Here is a 22,751-nt window from a genome sequence, read left to right on the forward strand (position 1 = left end):
ACAAGTTTTGACTGTTAAAGAGTGTGGCAAAAAATGGTGGCTTGCGCAGGGGCGAGAAAGGATTGCGCCGCGCGCGGTGGATGCCTACTCTGATGAGACTTACCGCATTCAGGAGCAAACTATGTCGGTCACCAATCCCTTTTTTACTGCCAGCCCGCTGCCATATCAGGCGCCACCCTTCGATCTTATTGAACAGGAGCACTATCGCCCGGCCTTTGATGAAGGGGTGAGGCAAAAACGCGACGAAATCGCGGCAATCGCGCAAAACAGCGCGCCTGCAGACTTCGACAACACCATCCTGGCGCTGGAGCAGAGAGGTGCCTTGCTCACTTACGTGACCAGCGTCTTTTTTGCCATGACCTCGGCGGATACCAATGATTTCCTCCAGCAACTGGATGAAGCCTTCTCGACGGAGTTAGCGGAACTGGCGAACGACATCTATCTTGATGAGCAGCTTTTTGACCGCGTTGAAGCGGTATGGAAAAGCCTTGATACCGCTAACCTCGATGCTGAATCGGCGCGTCTGGTTGAAGTGACCTATCAGCGTTTTGTGCTGGCGGGCGCGATGCTGGATGAGCAGGATAAAGCGACGCTGAAAGCGCTCAATACCGAAGCTGCATCCTTGATAAGCCAGTTTAACCAGCGCCTGCTGGCCGCAGATAAAGCGGGCGGCCTGGTGGTGGATGATGTGCGCCAGCTCGACGGCATGAGTGCTGAAGAGATTGAGCATGCCGCCGAAGCGGCGAGGGCGAAAGGGCTGGAGAACCGCTGGCTGTTAACACTGCTTAACACTACTCAGCAACCGGCGCTGGCCGTACTGCGCGATCGTCAAACACGAGAGAATCTGTTTAAAGCCAGCTGGCTGCGTACCGAGCGCAACGATGCTAACGACACGCGTGCACTGGTGCTGCGCCTGGCCAGCCTGCGTGCCGAGCAGGCACATCTGCTCGGCTTTGATGATTTCGCCAGCTGGAAGATCGCCGATCAGATGGCGGGTACGCCGCAGGCGGCGCTGGAATTTATGCGCAATATCGCACCGGCTGCCCGTGCGCGCGCTGAACGCGAGCTGGCAGATATTCAGCAGGTTATCGATAACCAGCAGGGCGGGTTCACCGCTCAGGCCTGGGACTGGGCCTTCTATGCCGAGCAGGTTCGTATGGCGAAATACGATCTCGACGAGACGCAGATAAAACCCTACTTCGCGTTGAACACGGTATTAACGGAGGGGGTATTCTGGGCTGCAAGCCAGCTGTTCGGCATCCGTTTTCAGGAGCGGTTTGATATCCCCGTCTATCATCCGGACGTGCGTGTATGGGAGATTTTTGACGCCGACGATCGCGGGCTGGCGCTCTTTTATGGCGACTTCTTTGCCCGCGACTCGAAAAGCGGCGGCGCCTGGATGGGTAACTTTATCGAGCAGTCGACGCTTAACGGCACGCAGCCGGTTATCTACAACGTCTGCAACTACCAGAAACCGGCCAATGGCCAGCCTGCGCTGCTCTCCTGGGATGAGGTGATTACGACTTTCCACGAGTTTGGCCATACGCTGCACGGGCTGTTTGCCAGCCAGCGCTACGCCAGCCTTTCCGGCACCAACACGCCGCGCGATTTTGTTGAGTTCCCGTCGCAGATTAACGAGCACTGGGCCAGCCAGCCGCAGGTGTTTGCCCATTACGCCCGCCACTACCAAAGCGGCGAGCCGATGCCGGATGCCCTGCGCGACAAGATGCTGCGCGCCACGCAGTTTAATAAAGGCTATGACATGACTGAACTGCTGAGCGCAGCGTTGCTGGATATGAACTGGCATGGGCTGGCGGCGAATGCGGACGTCAACGATGTGGCAAGCTTCGAAGCGCAGGCCATTGCCAAAGAGAAGCTCGACCTTGCTGCCGTACCGCCGCGCTATCGCAGCAGCTATTTTTCCCATATCTTCGGCGGCGGTTATGCCGCAGGTTATTACGCCTATTTATGGACGCAAATGCTCGCCGATGACGGCTATCAGTGGTTCGTTGAGCAGGGTGGGTTAAGCCGTGAAAATGGGCAAAAATTCCGTGACGCCATTCTGTCGCGCGGCAACAGCACGGATTTAGCTGAACTCTATCGCCAGTGGCGCGGGCACGATCCGCAGATCGAGCCGATGCTGAAAAACCGGGGCCTGAGCGAATAAGTCTTTGCGGGACGGAAAAAGAGCCGGGCGAGATGCCCGGTTTTTTTATGCTCAAGCGGTCCCGTCGATAGCAGATGCAACAGAGAGCCGTAAATTAAGAGCATTGTTTCAAACCGCACGACTTCATTAGCCACATGTCAGGGCAGTTAAATCTTTGTTCCCATAATCCGCGAAACAACGGCTTTTGCCGCATCAAGCTTGGCTTTACCAGCGTCAGAGTGCGTACCGGTTTCGAATGCTTTGAAGTTACCTTCAATCTTCTCAGCGGCTCTTTCAATGAACACGTGCGGCAGCTCAGAGAAGATGGACTGGAAAATGACTTCATAGGCTAAAGCGCGACACTGCAGATCGCTAATCGTTTCTTCGGTTGTCTTCATCATCTCTCCTTAAGAAATGCTTTGATACATCATATCAATTGGTTAAAAAACGTTATGCCGAGATTACCTGAATAAGTTAACGCCACGCGACGTGTCTAAAACGGACAAGCCATCTCTGAAAACGATTAACGCTAAACGGTACAGCCCACAGCAGTTTTGTGAAAAGGCGCTGAACACTGACCTGTCCGGTTTGATCCTGTCAGTATTCGTGAACGTTTCCTGTTAACCGTTATCGACCAGAAGACCTCTATTCTTTATCAAAAATTGAAATCGCAGGATTCTACGTGCTGCGCGATGAAGAGCAGTGAGCGAGGCCGCCTTGCTATAAAGGTTTATGCTTTAAAAACTTACATAACCCGCATGAGCATTGACCGATCTCCCTTCGCTTAATAACGTTAAGCGTGGTGATGAATCCCCCTACGCGGAGGGGCTACCAGCCACATCTTTTGGGGTGAAAGCGAGTTGTGCGGGCTGGCGCGCACTCACCGGGAGGCACCCGGCATCACCGAAATATCCTTAGCCAGAGACGGGTTATTTGGCCGGTCTCTGGCTTTTTGCCGCCTTTTTATACCCACACAATTGCGAAAGTGTGGTCCACCTCACGTTTCCCGCCGTAGCGTTATCCCTCTCATTAAGCCAAATTATAGGACCTAATTTTTAGCGCTTAACAATCTATGGCATGGCGCAGGCATGATGAGCATGGCTGTGTTAATGTCGAAGGCAATTTAAGCAACTGAGGTAACCGACATGACCAAAAATGTAGTGGTAATTCGCGCCGGTGGTAAGGTTGAGCAGGTGTCCGTGGAAGATAACGCCAAATCGGTCACCTTTAAAAATGAGCAAAGCGCTTTTCTGGAAATCCCGATCGAGCCGTGGGAGCTCGACGGCGAGACCTACTTCGTCGCCCGTTTCTCCGATCTGGTCACCCAGCAGGAGACAGAGCAAGCTATTCGGCAGTTTCATTAAACCCTAACCGCCTTCGGGCGGTTTTTTTTGCCTGTATGTGGAGGTATCGATGGAAACAGAACGTGAAGTAACAGCCGCTACGCCGACTATCAGCACGCAGGACAGCGCGCTGTCGCATCTGGTCTCCTGCGCAAACCTTGGCGCAAGCATGGTAGTCACGCTGGTGGTTGGCGGACAGGTGGTGGCAGGTGAACTGGTATCAGGTAAAGAGTATGCGCTGTCGACGGCGCAGGCGATTCGTTCTGTTGCCGGCGATGAGGATATTAAAAATCCTATCGCTACTTTTTTCGATCAGCTGGCAGAAGATTACCGCGTCGACGACGAGCATGAGATTCCACTTAATTACCTGCATATTAAAGATCCCTCATGGATGACAGGTAATGGCGGCTGGACGAGTGTGAAGGGCACAATATTACGAGTGCATATTGCGAAAGTCAGCGGGTTTTCATTAGGCAAAGCAAAAAACGCGTAAACAAAAAACGGGGCCACAAAAAAGGCCCCATTTTTATAAAACGTGTTTCGGCCAGCGCCGTCTTCTGAGTGCAGGAATACAGGTTAACGCAGTAAGTCGCGCGCCACACACTGAGCAAATTGCGCCGTGCGAGGGAAGTTTATCGGAACAATAGGTAGTAAAGGTAAACTTATGGCTACTGCAAACCGGGCACGTAAATTTTAAATTGGGGATAACCCCTCCGGTCTGTGAAATTGAAAACCCAGCCTAACACGCCCATAAGACCAAAAGGGATATATCCTCTTTGTTTTCAAAGTAAAAGGTCAATTTATGTCAGGCAATCGTTTCGATGGTTTCGCCTGATGAGGGGGTAATGGCAGGCGTCGTTTAGGTTCTGTTGAGGTTGTTACTGATAAAGTGACATCAGCCCGTTAACATTGAAAAACGAGTTAGCGTGTAACAATAAGCACAAATCTATCCATGCAAGCATTGACCGCCATAACCGGCGGTTTTTTTTTGCGCCAGATAAAGCAAAAACGGCTTCTTACATATAATGTAAGAAGCCGTCGCGGTGGGGGATTATCGTCGTTCATCAATCGTCCCATTTATGGCTAAAATAAGCGGCTAAAAAACCTGAAAACAAAATAATGCCCAGAACCGCCATAAATACATGAATATTTCCCATTTTGTACCTCTCCATTTATTTCACTGATTTGCCTCACTTGAAAATTTTATCGCTGCAATGGAGAGATAATAGCCTGCTAAATATCAACAAACGCTTAATAATGTGAATTAATTCACCGCTTCGGTAAATTTTTTCCGATACGCCGCGGGCGACAGGGCGTGCTGCTGTTGAAAATGGTGGCGCAGCGAGGCGGCGTTAGCGAACCCGCTGTGACGGGCGATGAGCTCTATGCTCATCCGCGTTTGCGTCAGCAGCGACTGCGCGCGCAGCAACCGCTCCTGCAATATCCAGCGTGCGGGCGTGGTGCCGGTTGCTTCCTGAAAACGGCGAAGAAAGGTGCGCTCGCTCATGGCGGTACGCTGCGCCAGCGCGGCGACCGTATGGTTGCCCGCCAGGTGCTGGTGCAGATAATCAAACAGCAGGCCGAGCTGGCGGCTTTCACGTGTTCGCGCCACCGGGCGAGCCAGGTGCTGGGTTTGCGCGCCGTCACGGTGAGGCTGCACCACCAGCCGTCTGGCGACGCTATTCGCTGCCTCAATGCCAAAATCCTCGCGCACCACGTGCAGGCAGAGATCGATCCCCGCCGCGCTGCCCGCCGAGGTCATCACATTTCCCTCGTCATAATAGAGAGCGTCGTCCAGCACGACGATGGCTGGATAGTGCTCACGTAACAGGTCGGTATAGCGCCAGTGCGTGGTGGCTTTACGCCCGTTGAGTAACCCGGCTGCCGCCAGCACAAACACCCCAGAACAGATCGAGATAATCCGGCAGCCGCGCTGCCAGGCCTCCTGTAACGCACGGCATAAGGCGGGCGGAACCGGGTGATCGGCGCCGCGCCAGCCAGGAATCACCACGGTATTCGCCTCAGCAAGCAGTTCAAGGCCGCCTTCCGCCATAATGCGAATGCCGCCGGTAGCGCGCAGTTCGCCCGCATCAACGGCGGCAACCGCAAAGTCATACCATTTATCGCCCATCTCCGGGCGCGGCAGGCCAAACACTTCCACGGCGACGCCAAATTCAAAGGTACAGAGCCCGTCATAGGCGAGGGCGACCACGCGATGGCGGGCCGCAGGGTGTCGTAAAGTTGTCATTATCCTGGTGTTATCTGGCAGAGAAGGGCGCATTCAGGGCGCGCTGTTTTGGTTAGAGTAGTGTTAACACAACCACGGAGAAAAGACGATGAGCTATGTAACCGATATTCCCGCCGCCTCCCCGGAAGAAGCTGCCAGCCACTTTATGCACCGCCTGAGCGTTGAGACGGACTGCGCGGACGTGCACCACGCCCTGACCCATAACGAGAAAGATTTTGTCTTACTGCACGTAGTCGGCAGCCCGGATGCCTTTGCGCGTCGCCATCTGCCGGGCGCGATCCATCTGCCTCACAACACCATCTCGCCGGAGCGGATAACCGAATGGCCTGCTGATACGCTGTTTGTAGTTTACTGTGCAGGCCCGCACTGCAATGGGGCTGATTTCGCAGCACTGAAGCTGGCGCGCCTCGGGCTGGCGGTAAAGATCATGATCGGCGGTATTACCGGTTGGCAAGATGAGGGTTTTAGCTTCGCCAGCGGGATAGAGCACGCCGCCTGATCGGAGATTAATTTCATCTTTCTGCACTGAACATGAATATTTTTCATGGGACGTGAAATTTTCTCGTTTGCCGCCGTGCGCCCGGTGTGACATTTTGTTTGGACATTTAGCCGTCCAGAAGTCTAAATATTCAAATAATGAATTATCACGCCGGGCAACCATCTGCCACGGCGCATTAAGGAGAGAGTTATGCAGCGACATCAGGCCCCGTTCCGCGCAGACGTAGTCGGCAGTTTTTTACGTCCCGACGCCATCAAGCAGGCGCGTCAGCAGTTTGCGCAGGGTGAAATCAGCGCCGATCAGCTGCGTCATGTTGAAAACGAAGAGATTCGTCATGTGGTGGAACAGCAGTGTGCCTGCGGTCTGCACGTGGTGACCGATGGCGAGTTTCGCCGCGCCTGGTGGCATTTTGATTTCTTTGCCGGGCTGGAGGGCGTTGAGCTTTTCGAAGCCGAGCAGGGGATCCAGTTCAATGGTGTGCAGACTAAAGCACACGGCGTACGCGTGACGGGCAAAGTGAGCTTCAAAGACCACCCGATGCTGGAAGATTTTCGCTATCTGAAGAGCATCAGCGGCGATGCGCAGCCGAAAATGACCATTCCCAGCCCGAGCGTGCTCCACTTCCGCGGCGGCCGTAAGGTGATCGACGCGACGGTATACCCTGAGCTGGATGCCTATTTCGACGATCTCGCCACCACCTGGCGCGATGCGATCCGCGCGTTTTATGACGCGGGCTGCCGCTATCTGCAGCTGGACGATACCGTCTGGGCCTATCTCTGCTCTGACGATCAGCGCAAACAGATTGTCGCACGCGGTGACGATCCAGAAGAGCTGGCGCGCATTTACGCCCGCGTACTGAACAAGGCGCTGGAGGGGAAACCGGAAGATTTGACCATTGGATTGCATGTCTGCCGCGGCAACTTCCGCTCGACCTGGATCTCCGAAGGGGGTTACGAGCCGGTAGCAGAGGTGCTGTTCGGCGGCGTGAATGTCGACGCCTTCTTCCTTGAGTATGACAATGACCGCTCTGGTGACTTTGCGCCGCTGCGCTTTGTGCGCCCTGGCAAACAGCAAGTGGTGCTGGGCCTGATCACCACTAAAAACGGTGAACTTGAGAACCCGGAAGGGGTTAAAGCGCGTGTTGAGGAAGCGGCGAAGTATGTTGATATCAGCCAGATTTGCCTCAGCCCGCAGTGCGGTTTTGCCTCAACCGAAGAGGGCAATTCGCTGACGCCAGAGCAGCAGTGGGAGAAAGTACGCCTGGTGACCCGTATCGCTGAGCAGGTGTGGTAACAGGCGCCAGCCTTGGTTTGCCTCCGCTGCACGATTGCCGGATGGCGGCTACGCCTTATCCGGCCTACGGGAATGGAGCTGCTGAAACGGCGTAGGCCGGATAAGCGGTTACGCGCCATCCGGCAATGGGGTTGGCATGTGACTTTGGTGGAATGGTTCCGTTCACCAGCCGTTCGGGAGTTTCATTAATCTCTTATGCGGAGAACGGGACAAGGGGGGGACCGCTCCCCCCTTGTCAATCCCCGCGGCCCGCGAGGAAATCGGTGCTGCGCACTGCGCTCACCTCCCGCGCGCCTGACTGCGACCGGCTCGACTCGGCTTGCTCACCCCTACGGGGATTCGCTCCCTGTCTCGGTTCGCCTCTGTCCGCCATCCATGGCGTCCAGACCTTGTCATTCACGCTCCGGTTCGCCGATTTCAGCGGGGACACAACCCCCTCGCTGTCATATTGCAGATAAAAACCGCACCGGTGTCGCTGTAGGCTCGATTTTGTAGGCCGGATAAGGCGCAGCCGCCATCCGGCAATTGTGCCGCGGTGATAATGCCTGATGGCGCTGGCGCTTATCCGGCCTAAACCGTTTCAGGGGCTTCGTTACAGTAAGCCGAATAAGGCGCAGTTGCGATCTAGGATGACGGGCATCCCCTTATTGCGTCTGCAACACGCCCCATGGCCGGACGCGCATCCCTTTGAGCATCATCAGCCAGGCGATCACAATAGTGACCATCAGGATAACAAACAGCGACCAGGGCGGCAGCGTGGTGAGGATCACGCCGGTAACAATGGGTTCATCGCCGCGCCCAGCCAGCCGAGCGCCTGCGCCGAGAAATAGGTCGCTTTCATGCCCGGCGGCGCAATGTTATCAATCAACAGATACTCCCCTGGCGCATAGATCACCTCGCCGAGGGTAAACACCGCGGCAGAGAGGCCCCACAGCCATAAATTGTCGCCAGAGAGCATAAAGCCCGCGAGACCGATAACAAAACTGAGCGTGCCAATCCCCATCAATGGCCGCAGGTTGCCCGGGGTGAGCTTTCGCCCAACGGCATACTGCAAGGTGACGACTATCGCCGCGTTGACCGGCAAAACCACCGCCACCACGCGCTCGGCGAACTCACTGCTCGCCACCACCATCACATACTGCGACAGGCAGGACGCAAAAGAGCCGGCAACGAACGAGGCGAGAAAGTTAGAGAGGGTAAACCAGCCCAGCGCTTTATCCCTCAACAGCACCGACGGGGACCAGGCCGCAGCAGGATCGTGACCCTCTCCGACGGCGATGCGCTGCACATAGAGCTGAATAAACACCAGCGGAAAGGCGGCGCAGAACACCGCCAGCCAGAAGGGCAGATTGATGCTCTGCATCACCAGCAGGGTGCCGAGCGGCGGCCCGACCGTCCAGCCGATGTTGAGGAAGGTGTAGTTGAGCGAGAAAATTTTCGCTTTTGCCGCTGGCAGCAGCGTATCGGCAAAATAGGCTTTCAATACCGTTGAAAAGACCGAATAGGCGCAGTTGATCAGCGCGAAAAAGAGCACCACCAGCCCAGCGTGATGGGTCAGCGGAATGGCGGCAAATCCGCCGATAAAGGCGACAATTGCCAGCAACATATAGCGTTTTTTGTCGAACTTATCCGCCAGCATGCCGAAGCCAAGGCTGAAGATCACCCCTACGGTCAGGGCGATGCTCATCGCATAACCAACCTGATCGACCGCCATGCCGTACTGGCGATTGAGGTAGATGGTCATAAACGGCAGCGTTGCGCCGCGGCCAATTGTTAACAATAGTGATGAAATCAGTAATGCGGTGGTGGAGCGCGTTTGTGTCGAGGTCATTTTCTTACCCGGCATGATTATTTTCGTTTTTGTGATACCAACAGCAATAACACGCCGAAACTGAGGCGCACAACCGCCAATTTGTCTGTAGGTGCCAAAAACGACCTACCGAATTTAATGATCTATTACTGGACTATTTTTTCAGTTAACGTAAATTTTTTACAAATTTGTAAACAAAAAGGGGCGTAGATGGCGCGTAAAGATGTGCTGCTGGCAATGCTGGTAGTCGTGGCCTGGGGCCTCAATTTTGTGGTGATCAAAGTGGGTCTGCACGCCATGCCACCGCTGATGCTCGCGGGGCTACGCTTTCTGCTGGTCGCTTTCCCGGCGTTGCTGTTTGTCGCCCGACCCAAAGTGCCGATGCGCCTGCTGCTCGGGTATGGCCTGACCATCAGCTTCGGGCAATTCGCGTTTCTCTTCTGCGCTATCAAGTTCGGTATGCCCGCAGGATTAGCCTCGCTGGTTCTGCAAGCGCAGGCCTTCTTCACCATCATTCTCGGGGCGGGGATCTTTGGCGAACGGTTGCAAGTCAAACAGCTGGTCGGCATTGCGCTGGCGGTCGTGGGCGTGCTGGTGCTGATTCAGGCGAGCTTCACGGGGCAACATATTCCGCTGCTCGGCTTTATGCTCACGCTGGCGGGGGCCTTTAGCTGGGCGTGCGGCAATATCTTCAATAAAAAAATTATGCAGCACAGCTCGCGCCCGGCGGTGATGTCGCTGGTGGTGTGGAGCGCGCTGATCCCGATTGTGCCGTTTATGGTCTGCTCGCTGATTTTCGACGGCCCGGCGCTGATGCTGGAAAGCGTGGTGGCCATCGATACCACGACGCTGCTGTCGCTGGTCTATCTGGCGTTTATCGCCACCATTCTCGGCTACGGAATTTGGGGAACGCTGCTGGGGCGGTATGAAACCTGGCGTGTTGCGCCGTTATCCCTGCTGGTGCCGGTGGTCGGCATGGCAAGTGCTGCACTGCTGCTGGATGAGAAATTATCCGTGATGCAGCTGGCCGGTGCGGTGCTGGTGATGGCCGGGCTCTATATCAATGTGTTTGGTTTTCGTCTGCGCCGGGCGGCACAGGCAAACTGAAGGTAAAAAAAAGCCCCGCACGGTACGGGGCAAAACGGTTAGCTGCGTTGATGGTAATACGCTACGCCTAACTCGTCAGATTTGTCGCTTCCCGCCCCCATATGGTTGAAGTCATACGGCGATGTTTGTTGGGCGGCGGGTATGATCATTGCGTCACGGGCATTTTGCCCGGTGCTGTGATCAAACTGCTCCGCATAACTCTGGCCACTCAGCAGCACCAAAAATGCCGCTGCGGCACAGGTAATACGTTTCATACTTTCCTCGATACGTCTTTAATTACAGGCGATTAGTTAACAAGCGTGATTTAACGGATAGAGATAGCGGGACTCCGCAGGCATATCCGTGACACGGAACTTATGCGGCGGCACGTCAAAATAGTTTTTGAACGTGCGGGTCAGGGTCTGTTGCGATTCAAACCCGTAACGCTCCGCCAGATACAGGATCGGCTCATTACTTCCCTTGAGCTTCTGCGCAATTTCCGTCAGCTTGCGGCTGCGAATGTATTGACCCAGTGAATGACCAGTCTCTTTTTTAAACATCCGTTGCAGGTGCCACTTTGAGTAACCCGAACGCTCTGACACCTTTTCCAGGGAGAGCGGTGACTCCAGGTTATCCTCGATCCAGTCCAAAATGCTATGAATGGTAATAGCGTCAGTGTTGCGTCTGGACATCGTCATACCTCTTTGTTTTTACGGCAAGACTTTCTTAAGCAAATGCTCAAGTGTTGCCACTTCTTCTGCGGTTAAGTTTTTTGTTAATTCCTGATGCAGGTCTTGACCCACTAATTGATGACATTGCTCACAGAGCGTCGCGCCTTCAGGTGTTAATCGCACCAGCACGCCGCGCTTGTCATTAGGATTCGGGCTGCGTTCAATCCACCCTTTGCACACCAGCCTGTCCATCATGCGGGTCAGTGCGCCAAGGTCGACGGAGAGAACTTTTTTCAACTCAACCGGGGTAATACACCCTTCACAGCGGACAGAGCAGAGCACCTTAAACTGGGCTGCGGTGATATCCAGCGGCGAAAGATAGTCGTTGAGTAAACGATCTTTTTTTTGGTTAACCATGTGGATCAAGCGGCCTAAAGGAATGATGTCGTTGAATAGATCATTCGTGCTTTTCACAATGGTTGCCCCGGCAAGTAGTTTAATCACGGCAGATATTATTGCTCAGGCAAATATAAGTCAACCAAATGGGTATCGGATGCCACTAATTGCTAAAACTTTTCATGCTTAAGAATGTTTTTAATTTCATCTTATTGAATTTAGGTGACTTTTACCCATTATCAGCATAAGTGAAGGCGCTTTTGCCGCCGCGTTGCGGCTATACTGGCGGGGTTGTTAACCGGGGAGAGGTGAAACGTACCATGATGGAATTGATCAAAGTTATCGGTCTCGGGCTGGTAGTGTTGCTGCCGCTGGCTAATCCGCTGACCACCGTCGCGTTGTTCTTAGGCCTGGCGGGCAACATGAACAGCGTCCAGCGAAACCAGCAGGCGCGCATGGCTTCGCTCTATGTCTTTATCATCATGATGGTCGCCTGGTACGCAGGCCAGGTGGTGATGAACACCTTTGGCATCTCGATTCCAGGCCTGCGCATTGCCGGTGGGCTGATTGTGGCATTTATCGGCTTTCGTATGCTCTTTCCGCCAGCAAAAAGTCATGAGTCGCCGGAGACAAAAGCCAAAACGGCGGAGCTGGCGGATGAGCCGGAGACCAATATTGCCTTTGTACCGCTGGCGATGCCGAGCACTGCCGGGCCTGGCACCATTGCGATGATTATCAGCTCGGCGTCGACCGTTCGCCACGGCGCTGATTTTCCCGCCTGGGTGATCGCCGTCGCGCCGCCGCTGGTTTTTGCCGCCGTGGCGCTGATTTTGTGGGTAAGCCTGCGTAGTTCCGGCGCGATTATGCGGCTGGTGGGCAAGGGCGGCATTGAAGCCATCTCGCGGCTGATGGGCTTCCTGCTGGTCTGCATGGGCGTGCAGTTCATCATTAATGGCGTGCTGGAGATTATCTCGACCTATCCGGCAGGCACCTGATGCGCCAGCTCTCCTGCTTCATTCTCTGCTGTTGTCTGCTGCTCGTCGGCTGCCAGCAGCAAAAGCGCGTCTCCACGCCGCTCGGGCAGAGCAGTTTTGCCGAGTATCAACAGCAGACGCGCGATTATGTCGCCGCCCGCCGCGCCTTTCAGACGCTGGATAAACCCGCCGAATTACGGCTCAATACGCCGCAGGAGTGGCGACCGGCGCAGAAAGCGCGCAAGGGGATTTTGCTGATCCACGGTCTTGGCGACGGGCCGGGATCGTTTGTCGATATCGGCCCGCAGCTTGCCCGTGAAGGGTTTCTGGTGCGCACCGTGCTGCTGGACGGGCACGGCACACGTCCCGCCGACCTGATTGGCGTCAGCGTTGACCAGTGGCGGCAGGTGGTGAATGAGCAGGCAGCGATTCTGGCGAAAGAGGTCGATTCACTCTGGCTGGGCGGCTTCTCTACCGGCGGTAACCTGGCGCTGGAATATGCCATGGCCCATGACAACGTGCAGGGGCTGCTGCTCTTCTCGCCAGCCTTCAGGCCGAGTACCCGCTACGCTTTTTTGGCACCGACGCTGGCGCTGTTTCGCGACTGGTTGCGCCCGCCGGGTGCGCTTTTCCCCCAGCAGATCGCCACCCGCTATCTGCGCGTGCCGACTAACGGTTTTGCCCAGTTCTGGCGAACCAGCGCCAGCGCGCAGAGTTTGCTGGCGCAGAAGTCGTTCAATAAGCCGACACTGGTGGTATTAACGGAGCATGATTCGGTGCTGGATACGCGCTGGATCCTCGATCGGTTCGACCGCGCCTTTACCCATCCCGCCAGCCGTGCGATTTGGTACGGCACGCCGCCGCCCGAATCAGTGACAATGTCACGCCTGCGCGTGAAAACCGATGTGTTGCCGCAGGATCGCATCAGCCAGTTTTCCCATATGTCGGTGCTCTTTTCACCGGATAATCCGCTCTATGGTCGCCAGGGCAGTGTAAGGCTTTGCGGTAACGGGCAGTCGGAAGCAGCGGCAGAGCGTTGCCTGAAGGGTGAAGAGGTGTGGTATTCCGATTGGGGGTTAGTGACGCCGGGAAAAATTCATGCCCGGTTGACGTGGAACCCGTGGTTTGAATGGCAGAATTCGGTGATGGACGATGTTATTAGCGCAGCGCCCTGATGGCTTCACAGTAGCCGCTGAAACCGAGTAGGCCGGATAAGCGTATGCGCCATCCGGCAATCGGCGCGGCAGGTTGCCCCGGTGGAAGCGAGCGTAGGCCGGATAAGGCGAAGCCGCCATCCGGCAATGAGTCTCGCATATGGCATTTTGTGGAACGGTTCCGTTCACCAGGCGCTGGGGAGTTTCATTAATCTTTTATGCGGTGAACGGGACAAGGGGGGGACCGCTCCCCCCTTGTCAATCCCCGCGGCCCCGCGAGGAAATCGGTGCTTCGCACTGCGCTCACCTCCCGCGTGCCTGACTGCGGCCGGCTCGACTCGACTTGCTCGCCCGTTCCGGGACTCGCTCCCTGTCTCGGTTCGCCTCTGTCCGCCATCCATGGCGTCCAGACCTTGTCATTCACGCTTCGGTTCGCCGATTTCAGCGGGGGTCAACACCGTCGCTGCGAGACCGCAGGTAAATGCAATGAAGGTGTCGCTGTGGGCGCGGTTTTGTAGGCCGGATAAGGCGCAGCCGCCATCCGGCAATGGGTGAGGGAAGACAATGCCGGATGGCGCTGACGCTTATCCGGCCTACGCCGTTACAGCGGCAACAATTAAACCGGATCGCTCTGCTCCTCGAGCTGCACCGGCCAGCGGCGGAAAATCACCACCGCCCACACCAGCGCGGCAATCGCCGGGACGGCACCGGCATAACCGATGGTGCTCATCGACCAGTGCAGGCTCACCTGATTGCCCACCAGCGCGCCTGCGCCAATACCGATATTAAAAATCCCGGAAAAAAGCGCCATCGCCACATCGGTGGCATCCGGTGCCAGCGCCAGCACTTTCACCTGCATGCCGAGGCCAATAATCATAATCGCCACGCCCCAAAACAGGCTTAGCACGGCGAGATAGCTTTCGCTCCCGGCGGCAGGAAGCAGCATCACCAGCGAAATCACCAGCAGTCCGATGGCACTGCACACCAGCCCGGAGGCGTGCCGGTTGCCGAGTTTACCGAACAGTACGCTGCCAATAATCCCCGCACCGCCAAGCAACAGCAGCAGGATAGTCGCGAAATTGGCGCTAAAGCCCGCTACATTTTGCACAAACGGCTCAATATAGCTGTACGCGGTGTAATGGGCGGTCACCACCACGGCCGTCAGCACATAGATGCTGACCAGCGCCGGGCGACGGAACAGCAGCGGCAGGCTTTTCAGCGAGCCGGAGTGCTCGCTGTTGAGCGTCGGCAGCAGCTTCACCAGGCAAATAAGCGTTACCAGCGCGCCCATGCCAATCACAAAGAAGGTGGTGCGCCAGCCAAAGTACTGCCCGACGATGCGGCCAATCGGCAAGCCGAGCACCATCGCCAGTGCGGTACCGGTGGCGAGCAGGCTTAATGCCTGTGCGCGTTTACCTGCTGGTGCAAGGCGGATCGCCAGTGAGGCGGTAATCGACCAGAAGATGGCATGAGCAAACGCAATGCCGATACGGCTAATCACCAGCACCTCAAAATTCCACGCAAGGAAGGAGAGAACATGGCTGGCGATAAACAGCACAAACAGCGCAATCAGCAATTTTCGCCGCTCAATATGGCTGGTTAGCAGCATAAAGGGCAGCGACATCAGCGCCACCACCCACGCGTAGATGGTCAGCATGATCCCGACCTGCGGGGTCTCCATATCGAAGCTCTGGGCGATATCAGAGAGCAACCCCACCGGCACAAATTCGGTGGTGTTGAAAATAAAAGCGGCAACGGCAAGCGTAACCACCCGTAGCCACGCGACTTTACGTGAAACAGTATTCGTCATCATAAGAGTGCTTTGGGTTGGTTGGAGAGAAGAAGAGGCGAAGATCTTAATGCTTTTGCCGGCTGAAAGACAAACTTTTTGTGATGTAGATCTCATTTTTCATTCGGCAAAAAAATAGCGGTTGCGCCGCCGAAGGTTTGCCGTCAGAACAAAAGAAAAGATGAGGAAAAACAATGCACACAATTGACTTCTATCTGGTCGACGCTTTCAGCGACCACACCTTCGGCGGTAACGCCGCCGCGGTCTGTCCACTTACCGAGTGGCTGCCGGACGAGCTGTTACTGAAAATGGCGCAGCAGCATAACCAGTCGGAAACCGCTTTTTTTGTGCGCAACGACAGCGGCTTCGAGCTGCGCTGGTTCACGACGCAGGATGAGATCAATCTCTGCGGTCACGCAACGCTCGCCGCCGCTCACGTTATCTTCGAATACCTCGATTATCCAGAGACTGAGATCCGCTTCAGCACCCGTTTTGTCGGTGAGTTAACCGTTGCGCGCAACGGCGACTGGCTCACTCTCAATTTTCCGGCATGGGCAACCCAGGCCGTTGAGAACCCGCCGCCACTGCTGCTGGAAACGCTGGGCATTGCGAAGGCACAGGCGGTGTATGAAGGACGCGATTACATGGTCGTGCTGGAGAGCCAGGCGCAGGTTGAAGCCTTGCAGCCCGATATCGCCGCCATGAAACCGCTGGGAAAAATGGTCTGCGTTACGGCACCGGGAGAGGAGTATGACTTTGTCAGCCGCTTCTTCTGCCCGGGCGAGTCGGTAGCCGAAGATCCGGTTACCGGTTCGTCGCACAGCATGCTGATCCCCTACTGGGGCGAGAAGCTCGGCAAAACGGTGATGCAGGCGCGCCAGGTCTCCGCGCGCGGCGGCGATCTGCGCTGCGAGTGGCGGGGCGATCGGGTGTTGATTGGCGGCCAGGCGACGCTCTATTTAATCGGCAAAGTCTACCTGCGCTAGCATAATGACCGGGGGCGTTAGCGCCCCCGCAGCGCGCTTATTACGGCAAGCGCGCAATGTTGGCTTTGATCACCTCAACGGAGTGGTTGAACTTCGCCACTTCGTCCTCGGTTAAGTGCAGTTCGATAATCTGCTCCACGCCGCTGTGGGTCAGCACCGCAGGCACGCCAATCGCCACATCGTGCGCGCCATACTCCCCGTCAAGAATGCAGGAGATCGCCAGCGCGCGGTGGCTGCCGGTAAAGATATTGCGGCAGATCTCGGCGATCGTGCCGGCAATGCCATATTCGGTGCAGCCTTTACGAGCAAAGATCTCGAAGCCATGGCGGCGCACGCGATCCGCCAGCGCATCCGCATCCAGCGGCTGGCCGGTCTTTTGCTGATAGACGTCGGCGATGGGCGAACCATAAATCGATGAGTGCGACCACACCGGAAACTGCGTATCGCCATGTTCGCCCATAATAAACGCATCAATGCTCTGCGCGCCGATATCCAGCGCCTGCGCCAGCAGGCGGCGAAGACGGGTGGTGTCGAGCCAGACGCCGGTGCCGATCACCTGGTTGCGCGGCAGGCCGGAGAGGGACCACACCTGCCAGGTAATGATGTCGCAAGGATTGGTCGCCACCAGAAAAATGCCGTTAAAGCCGTTTGCCATCATGGTGGGCACAATGTTTTTAACGATGCGCGCGGTGTTGGCAAGCTCATCCAGCCGCGTCTGGCCGGGTTTTAGCGCGCCGCCGGAGACGGTGATCACCGCGATATCGACATCTGCGCACGCCTCGATGGAACGGGTGGAGATGGTCATCATCCCCGGCATAAACGCGGCGGCATCCGCCAGATCCTGCGCGTGTCCCTCTACGCGCTGGGCATTCACATCCACCAGGATCAACTCTTCACAAATGTTCTGGTTTAAAAGAGCGTAAGCGGCAGACGCACCGACATTACCGGTGCCGATAATCATCACTTTGCGGGCTTTTGTATTCATGGCGATTCCCTTGTCAGAATATTCTTGTGCGTAAAGTACAGCCTGTTATTGCTGGCGTGCAATATTGTCGCGGATCTATAGGTTATTCATATGAGTTAAGCGGCGCTATTTTCGCTAATTTAACAACGTGATAACTATAAGGAGCCGCTATGTACCGTATTGTTGATGCCACCGCCACGCAGCCGGAGGTGATTGCCCTCATCGCCGCCCTCGACCGCTACCAGACCGCGCTTTACCCGGCAGAGAGCAACCATCTGGTTGATCTGGCTTCCTTTCCCGAAGAGACGCTGATCCTGCGTAAAATCGTGCATCAGCAGGATGCCGTTGGCTGCGGCGCGGTGTTGCTTAATGAGGATGGCAGCGCGGAGATGAAGCGGGTATTTATCGATCCGACGCACCGCGGGCAGAAACTGGGCGAGCAGCTGATTGCCGCGCTGGAGCAGGCGGCGAGCGAGAAGGGGTGCCACACGCTGCGGCTGGAGACGGGCATTGAGCAGCACGCGGCGGTGAAGCTTTATCAGCGCTGCGGATACCAGATTTGCGAGGCGTTTGCGCCCTATGAGCCCGACCCGTTAAGTGTGTTTATGGAGAGGGCGTTGCGCGAAGCAGTTGCGTGATGGCGCTGCGAGCGTAGGCCGGATAAGCGTGTAACGCGCCATCCGGCAATCGGCGCGGCACGTTAACTCGGTGGGGTTCTGTAGGCCGGATAAGGCATAGCCGCCATCCGGCAACAGGAGTTGCATGTTGCACTGGTGGAAGGGTTCCGTTCACCATACATACGGCGGGATTTTTTTATCACCGGTGCGGTGAACGGGACAAGGGAAGCGGCCGCGCTCCCCTTGTCAATCCCCGCGGCCCCGCGAGGAAATCGGTGCTGCGCACTGCGCTCACCTCCCGCGTGCCTGACTGCGGCCGGCTCGACTCGGCTTGCTCGCCCCTACGGGACTCGCTCCATGCCTCGGTTCGCCTCTGTCCGCCATCCATGGCGTCCAGACCTTGTCATTCACGCTTCGGTTCGCCGATTTCAGCGGGGGTCAACAAAGCCGCTGTGATACCGCAGGTAAAGGCAATATCGGTGTGGCTGTAGGCTCGTTTTGGTAAGCCGGATAAGGCGCAGCCGCCATCCGGCAATGGGTGCCGGGGAGACAATGCCTGATGGCGCTACGCTTATCAGGCCTACGCGGTTTCAGCCGCACCTTTCCTGTAGGCCGGATAAGGCGTAGCCGCCATCCGGCAATCAGCCGCGGTTTCAGCCGCACGTTTCGTGTAGGCCGGATAAGCGTGTAACGCGCCATCCGGCATAACAAACCGCACGCCGCTAAAACGCTACGGCAACAGCGCAATAAATGCTTCAAGATGTCGGCTTTTCGCGCCGCGTCGCCACACCAGCCAGGTGGTGAGCCAGCGCCACTCCTCTGCCAACGGCCAGGCATTGACCTGCTGATGGGCGGGCATGCTCTCCAGCATACTGCGTGGGATCAGCGCCAGCCCGGCACCGGCAATCACGCAGGCCAGCATGCCGTGGTAGGACTCCAGCTCGTGAATTTTCCCCGGCGTGGCGCGGTCGGCCTGAAACCAGCTCTCAAAATGGCGGCGATAAGAGCAGTTAGCGCGAAAGGCATAAATACTGGCACCGTTTACCTGCGAAGCGCGGGTAATCGGCTCATGGCCCGCCGTGGCGACAATCATCATCTCTTCACGATAGACCGGAATGCCCTCCAGCCCCGGGTGCATAATCGGCCCGTCAACAAACGCCGCGCTCAGCGTCCCCTCAAGCACGCCATCAATCATCGTGCCGGAAGGGCCGGTTGAAAGATCGAACTGGATGCGCGGGTAGCGCTGGTTATAGGCGGCGAGCGTCGCCGGAATGCGCACCGCGGCGGTGCTCTCCAGCGCGCCCAGCGAGAACAACCCCTGTGGCTCATCGCCCGCCACCACCATCCGCGCCTCATCAACCAGCGCGAGGATCTGCTGGCTGTAGCGCAAAAAGCTGTGTCCGGCAGGCGACAGGCGCAGGCGCTGATTTTCGCGGATAAAGAGATCGACGCCGAGATCCGCTTCCAACTGGCGAATGCGCGTCGTCAGGTTTGACGGCACCCGGTGCACCTTCTGCGCGGCCTGGGTAATGCTGCCGGTCTGCGCCACGGCGTTAAACATCTCAAGCTGGGTTAAATCCATGCTGTTCTCATAACGTGAATGGTGAAGTTAATATTATTCAGTTTTCAGAAATAGCAAACTGCGTCACCCTAATGCAAGTTCTGAAATCATTGAGGGAAAAAATAATGTCTCCGACCGCAACCACCCATGCACTCTCCATCAATCCGGCGACGGGCGAAACCCTGCGCGCCACACCGTGGGCCAGCCGCGAAGAGGTTGATCGCGCGCTGGCGCTGGCCGATAGTGGCTACCGCCAGTGGCGCAACGTCAGCGTCAACGAGCGCGCGCAGAAGCTGCGCGATCTGGCCGTCGTGCTGCGTCACCGCGCAGAAGAGATGGCGCAGATGATGAGTGAAGAGATGGGCAAACCGATCCTGCAGGCACGGGCAGAAGTGGCGAAATCCGCCGCGCTGTGCGACTGGTACGCCGAACATGGCCCGCTGATGCTCGGCAGCGAAGCCACCCAGGTTGAAGCGCAGCGTGCGCGCATCGAATATCGCCCGCTGGGGCCGATTCTGGCGGTGATGCCGTGGAACTTCCCGCTCTGGCAGGTGCTGCGCGGCGCGGTGCCGATCTTGCTGGCAGGCAACAGCTATCTGTTAAAACATGCGCCAAATGTGCTCGGATCCGCGGCGCTGATCGGTGAGTTCTTCAGCGAAGCCGGGTTTGTGCCGGGCGTCTTTGGCTGGGTCAACGCCACAAATGAGGGCGTTAGCCAGGCGATTAACGATGCGCGCATTGCCGCCGTGACCGTCACCGGCAGCGTGCGTGCCGGGGCGGCAATCGGTGCTCAGGCCGGTGCGGCGCTGAAAAAGTGTGTGCTCGAACTGGGCGGTTCCGATCCCTTTATCGTGCTCAACGATGCCGATCTCGATCTGGCGGTGAAAGCCGCCGTTGCCGGGCGTTATCAGAACACTGGGCAGGTGTGCGCCGCGGCGAAACGCTTCATTGTTGAAGAGGGGATTGCCGACGCGTTCACCGAGAAATTTGTCGCTGCGGCGGCGGCATTACAGCAGGGCGCGCCGGAAAAAGAGGAGAACTACCTCGGGCCGATGGCGCGCTTCGATCTGCGCGACGAGCTGCACGCCCAGGTTGACGCGAGCATCAAAGAGGGCGCTACCCTGCGACTCGGCGGCGAGAAGACGCCGGGCAACGGCAACTACTACCCGGCGACGGTGCTGACCAACGTTACGCCGCAGATGACAGCATTCCGCCAGGAGCTGTTTGGCCCGGTTGCGGCGATCAGCACCGCCCGCGATGCAGAGCATGCGCTGGCGCTGGCCAACGACAGCGACTTTGGCCTCTCGGCCACGGTATTCATTGCCGACAGCGCACAGGCCGAATGGTTTGCCGATAATCTCGAGTGCGGCGGCGTGTTTATCAATGGCTTCAGCGCCAGCGATCCGCGCGTGGCTTTCGGCGGCGTGAAGAAGAGCGGCTTCGGGCGCGAACTCTCCCACTTTGGTTTGCATGAGTTCTGCAACGTTCAAACTGTGTGGAAAGATCGTCTGTAAGCGCAACGCGCCCCTGTGGGGCGCGTCATCACTGGCTGTCATGGATGTGTCATGATCCTTTTGTAGACTCACCGCAACTTAGTGGTTACAGAAGAATATCATGAACTTAACACAAATTTTTCGGCGTATTGCACCGCAGCAGTTTGGTTTGTTGGCCGGAATTTTTTGCATCATCGCACTCTTTTCCGCCCTGCAAATCGCCTCCTCCTTTTTCCTTACCGCCTCGCTTCGCAGCGCGCAGCACGATGAGAGCCTGAACCAACAGGCGCATCTGCAACAGGTGCGGGCGGACGAAGCGCGCATTGCGCTTCTCAGCGCAAGCGATCTGCTCAACCGTGCTGGGGTCTACTTTATGCAGGATAAAGCGACCGGTTCAGACGGCAGCTGGCACAGCCTGATGGACGAAACCCAGCAGGCGCTGGCCGCGTCGAATAAAGCCTGGCTTGCCTTTCAGGCGCTCAACCCGCCAAAAGATGACGGGCTGGTCAACAGCTACCAGCTCTTTTATGGCGCGCTGAAAGAGCAGGCTGACGGGCTGGTGAAAACCCAGTCGATCGACGCCTTTTTTGCCGTTCCGGCGCAGGCATTCCAGGCCGATTTCAACGATAACTACGCCCGTTTCCAGCAGGCGGGCGCGCAGCGCGCCGAACAGGGAAGGCAGTCGCTGCTTGCCAGCCTCAGCCGTTTGCAGCAGGTCTTTATGCTGATCCCGGCGCTGCTGGTCGCTATTGCGCTTGTGGTCTGGTTCGGCATGTCGCGTTGGGTCATCACGCCGCTGCGCACACTGATTGCCCATATCAATATTCTTGCCGCCGGCGATCTCGGCACGCCGTTGCCGCCGGTGCAGCGCTTCAACCGCGAAATCACTCAGCTTAGCCATAGTGTCGGCACCATGCAGCGGGGGCTGCAACAACTGGTAATGCAGGTGAGCGACGCCACCGCGTCAATGATTGGCACCATCGGCAGCCTGGCGGAAGGCAACCAGTCGCTTAATCAGCAGTCGGCGAAGCAGGCGCAGGAGCTGAACGATGTTACCGAGCATATCGCTACGCTGGAGTCCCATGTCGAAGGGAATACCGGTTTTGCTGAAGAGGCGCGCCAACAGGCGGATGAAGCACGTAAAGTGGCGGCGGGCGGCGACAGGATGATGGAGACGGTCACGCAGTCAATGCGTGAGATTGTCGACCGCTCCGCCGAGATGCGCAATATCGTGGCGCTGATCGACGGCGTGGCGTTTCAGACCAATATTCTGGCGCTGAATGCCGCCATTGAGGCGGCGCATGCGGGCAACCACGGGCGCGGCTTTGCGGTGGTAGCTAAAGAGGTGGGTCTGCTGGCGCGTAAGAGCAGCCACTCGACGCAAACCATTCAGCAGCTGATTAACCACTCGTTGCAGGGAATCAATGATGGCACCCAGGCGGTGAGCCGTCTCGAAGATAACCTGCAACAGGTGACCGGACTTGTCGGGCATCTAAGCGGGGTGTTGAGTGAAATCTCTGCCGCCACGCTGAGCCAGGGCGAGAGCATCCATAAGATGACCCGACGCCTTCACTCCCTTAACAGCGTGGCGCGGCGCACCGGTGAGCTGGTGACCACGGCAGCAGCGGCCTCCGAGCAGCTTTATCACGATTCGCAGGTATTGATGCAAGCGGTTGCGCGTTTTCGTCTCAGCGCCTGACGCGGCAAAACAGCTCTGGTAT

21 protein-coding genes and 1 pseudogene are annotated in these 22,751 nt (G+C 57.0%); 12 read left to right on the top strand and 10 right to left on the bottom strand.

All coding sequences use genetic code 11. From position 1 onward, the window contains the following. Window positions 1-121 precede the first annotated feature (121 nt). A complete protein-coding gene (gene dcp, locus BWI95_RS15855) occupies window positions 122-2,167 on the top strand; it encodes a peptidyl-dipeptidase Dcp (protein WP_076769801.1) in 2,046 nt (681 codons plus the stop codon). 146 nt (window positions 2,168-2,313) lie between these two features. Here the strand turns inward: dcp and BWI95_RS15860 are convergent, their stop codons facing one another. Then, window positions 2,314-2,547, bottom strand: coding sequence for a hypothetical protein (locus BWI95_RS15860; protein WP_232374373.1), 234 nt, complete (start codon window positions 2,545-2,547; stop codon window positions 2,314-2,316). 744 nt (window positions 2,548-3,291) lie between these two features. On the opposite strand from BWI95_RS15860, the gene BWI95_RS15865 reads away from it, so the two are divergent. Together BWI95_RS15865 and BWI95_RS15870 are read left to right on the top strand one after the other, a co-directional pair. Continuing rightward, window positions 3,292-3,510, top strand: a complete 219-nt coding sequence (locus BWI95_RS15865) for a hypothetical protein (RefSeq protein ID WP_042715639.1) — start codon at window positions 3,292-3,294, stop codon at window positions 3,508-3,510. A gap of 49 nt (window positions 3,511-3,559) precedes the next feature. Next, entirely contained in the window at window positions 3,560-3,982 is a 423-nt protein-coding gene (locus BWI95_RS15870; RefSeq protein ID WP_076769802.1) for a hypothetical protein, read from the top strand. 571 nt (window positions 3,983-4,553) lie between these two features. Here the strand turns inward: BWI95_RS15870 and mgtS are convergent. Together mgtS and ftrA are read right to left on the bottom strand one after the other, a co-directional pair. Further along, a complete protein-coding gene (gene mgtS / locus BWI95_RS23350; RefSeq protein WP_094419811.1) occupies window positions 4,554-4,646 on the bottom strand; it encodes a protein MgtS in 93 nt (30 codons plus the stop codon). Window positions 4,647-4,753: 107 nt separating this feature from the next. After that, window positions 4,754-5,758 (bottom strand): transcriptional regulator FtrA, encoded by a 1,005-nt coding sequence (ftrA, locus tag BWI95_RS15875; protein WP_054803893.1) that lies wholly within the window; start codon window positions 5,756-5,758, stop codon window positions 4,754-4,756. A 67-nt stretch (window positions 5,759-5,825) separates the two neighbouring features. On the opposite strand from ftrA, the gene BWI95_RS15880 reads away from it, so the two are divergent. Beyond that, window positions 5,826-6,236, top strand: coding sequence for a rhodanese-like domain-containing protein (locus BWI95_RS15880; protein WP_054803891.1), 411 nt, complete (start codon window positions 5,826-5,828; stop codon window positions 6,234-6,236). Window positions 6,237-6,425: 189 nt separating this feature from the next. After that, entirely contained in the window at window positions 6,426-7,529 is a 1,104-nt protein-coding gene (locus tag BWI95_RS15885; RefSeq protein ID WP_076769803.1) for a cobalamin-independent methionine synthase II family protein, read from the top strand. 644 nt (window positions 7,530-8,173) lie between these two features. Here BWI95_RS15885 and ydeE read toward each other — a convergent pair. Beyond that, window positions 8,174-9,360 (bottom strand): annotated as a pseudogene (gene ydeE, locus BWI95_RS15890) (efflux MFS transporter YdeE). Between the two features lie 189 nt (window positions 9,361-9,549). Here ydeE and eamA point away from each other — a divergent pair. Further along, window positions 9,550-10,446: an O-acetylserine/cysteine exporter gene (gene eamA / locus BWI95_RS15895; protein ID WP_076769804.1), complete on the top strand. Its 897-nt coding sequence runs from the start codon at window positions 9,550-9,552 to the stop codon at window positions 10,444-10,446. 38 nt (window positions 10,447-10,484) lie between these two features. Here eamA and marB read toward each other — a convergent pair whose 3' ends face one another. The 3 genes from marB to marR are packed head-to-tail and all read right to left on the bottom strand — an operon-like array spanning window position 10,485 to window position 11,570. After that, the gene (marB, locus tag BWI95_RS15900; RefSeq protein ID WP_023478576.1) at window positions 10,485-10,700 is read right to left on the bottom strand and encodes a multiple antibiotic resistance protein MarB; all 216 of its coding nucleotides are present in this window, start codon (window positions 10,698-10,700) and stop codon (window positions 10,485-10,487) included. A gap of 36 nt (window positions 10,701-10,736) precedes the next feature. Further along, window positions 10,737-11,117, bottom strand: coding sequence for an MDR efflux pump AcrAB transcriptional activator MarA (gene marA, locus BWI95_RS15905; protein ID WP_023478575.1), 381 nt, complete (start codon window positions 11,115-11,117; stop codon window positions 10,737-10,739). An 18-nt stretch (window positions 11,118-11,135) separates the two neighbouring features. Continuing rightward, window positions 11,136-11,570, bottom strand: coding sequence for a multiple antibiotic resistance transcriptional regulator MarR (gene marR, locus BWI95_RS15910; RefSeq protein WP_023478578.1), 435 nt, complete (start codon window positions 11,568-11,570; stop codon window positions 11,136-11,138). A 242-nt stretch (window positions 11,571-11,812) separates the two neighbouring features. On the opposite strand from marR, the gene BWI95_RS15915 reads away from it, so the two are divergent. Continuing rightward, on the top strand, window positions 11,813-12,487 hold the full coding sequence (locus tag BWI95_RS15915) for a MarC family NAAT transporter (RefSeq protein WP_054804658.1): 675 nt from the start codon (window positions 11,813-11,815) through the stop codon (window positions 12,485-12,487). Continuing rightward, window positions 12,487-13,641, top strand: a complete 1,155-nt coding sequence (locus tag BWI95_RS15920; RefSeq protein WP_076769805.1) for an alpha/beta hydrolase — start codon at window positions 12,487-12,489, stop codon at window positions 13,639-13,641. The genes BWI95_RS15915 and BWI95_RS15920 overlap by 1 nt, the downstream gene beginning before the upstream one ends. A 595-nt stretch (window positions 13,642-14,236) precedes the next feature. On the opposite strand, the gene BWI95_RS15925 is transcribed toward BWI95_RS15920, so the two are convergent. Further along, entirely contained in the window at window positions 14,237-15,433 is a 1,197-nt protein-coding gene (locus BWI95_RS15925; protein ID WP_054804677.1) for a sugar transporter, read from the bottom strand. 170 nt (window positions 15,434-15,603) lie between these two features. On the opposite strand from BWI95_RS15925, the gene BWI95_RS15930 reads away from it, so the two are divergent. After that, on the top strand, window positions 15,604-16,395 hold the full coding sequence (locus tag BWI95_RS15930) for a PhzF family phenazine biosynthesis protein (protein ID WP_076769806.1): 792 nt from the start codon (window positions 15,604-15,606) through the stop codon (window positions 16,393-16,395). A 40-nt stretch (window positions 16,396-16,435) separates the two neighbouring features. Here the strand turns inward: BWI95_RS15930 and BWI95_RS15935 are convergent, their stop codons facing one another. After that, the gene (locus tag BWI95_RS15935; protein ID WP_054804678.1) at window positions 16,436-17,380 is read right to left on the bottom strand and encodes an L-lactate dehydrogenase; all 945 of its coding nucleotides are present in this window, start codon (window positions 17,378-17,380) and stop codon (window positions 16,436-16,438) included. 149 nt (window positions 17,381-17,529) lie between these two features. On the opposite strand from BWI95_RS15935, the gene BWI95_RS15940 reads away from it, so the two are divergent. Continuing rightward, complete coding sequence (locus tag BWI95_RS15940; RefSeq protein WP_054804679.1) at window positions 17,530-17,997, top strand: GNAT family N-acetyltransferase; 468 nt, start codon at window positions 17,530-17,532, stop codon at window positions 17,995-17,997. Between the two features lie 709 nt (window positions 17,998-18,706). Here the strand turns inward: BWI95_RS15940 and ptrR are convergent. Then, window positions 18,707-19,558, bottom strand: a complete 852-nt coding sequence (ptrR, locus tag BWI95_RS15945; RefSeq protein ID WP_076769807.1) for a putrescine utilization regulator PtrR — start codon at window positions 19,556-19,558, stop codon at window positions 18,707-18,709. 104 nt (window positions 19,559-19,662) lie between these two features. On the opposite strand from ptrR, the gene sad reads away from it, so the two are divergent. Both sad and BWI95_RS15955 read left to right on the top strand, forming a co-directional pair. Then, window positions 19,663-21,051 (top strand): succinate-semialdehyde dehydrogenase, encoded by a 1,389-nt coding sequence (gene sad / locus BWI95_RS15950; RefSeq protein WP_054803989.1) that lies wholly within the window; start codon window positions 19,663-19,665, stop codon window positions 21,049-21,051. A gap of 100 nt (window positions 21,052-21,151) precedes the next feature. Then, window positions 21,152-22,729, top strand: a complete 1,578-nt coding sequence (locus BWI95_RS15955) for a methyl-accepting chemotaxis protein (protein ID WP_076769808.1) — start codon at window positions 21,152-21,154, stop codon at window positions 22,727-22,729. The last annotated feature ends 22 nt before the right edge of the window (window positions 22,730-22,751 follow it).

The organism is Kosakonia cowanii JCM 10956 = DSM 18146 (assembly GCF_001975225.1).
GTDB classification, from domain to species: Bacteria; Pseudomonadota; Gammaproteobacteria; order Enterobacterales; family Enterobacteriaceae; genus Kosakonia; species Kosakonia cowanii.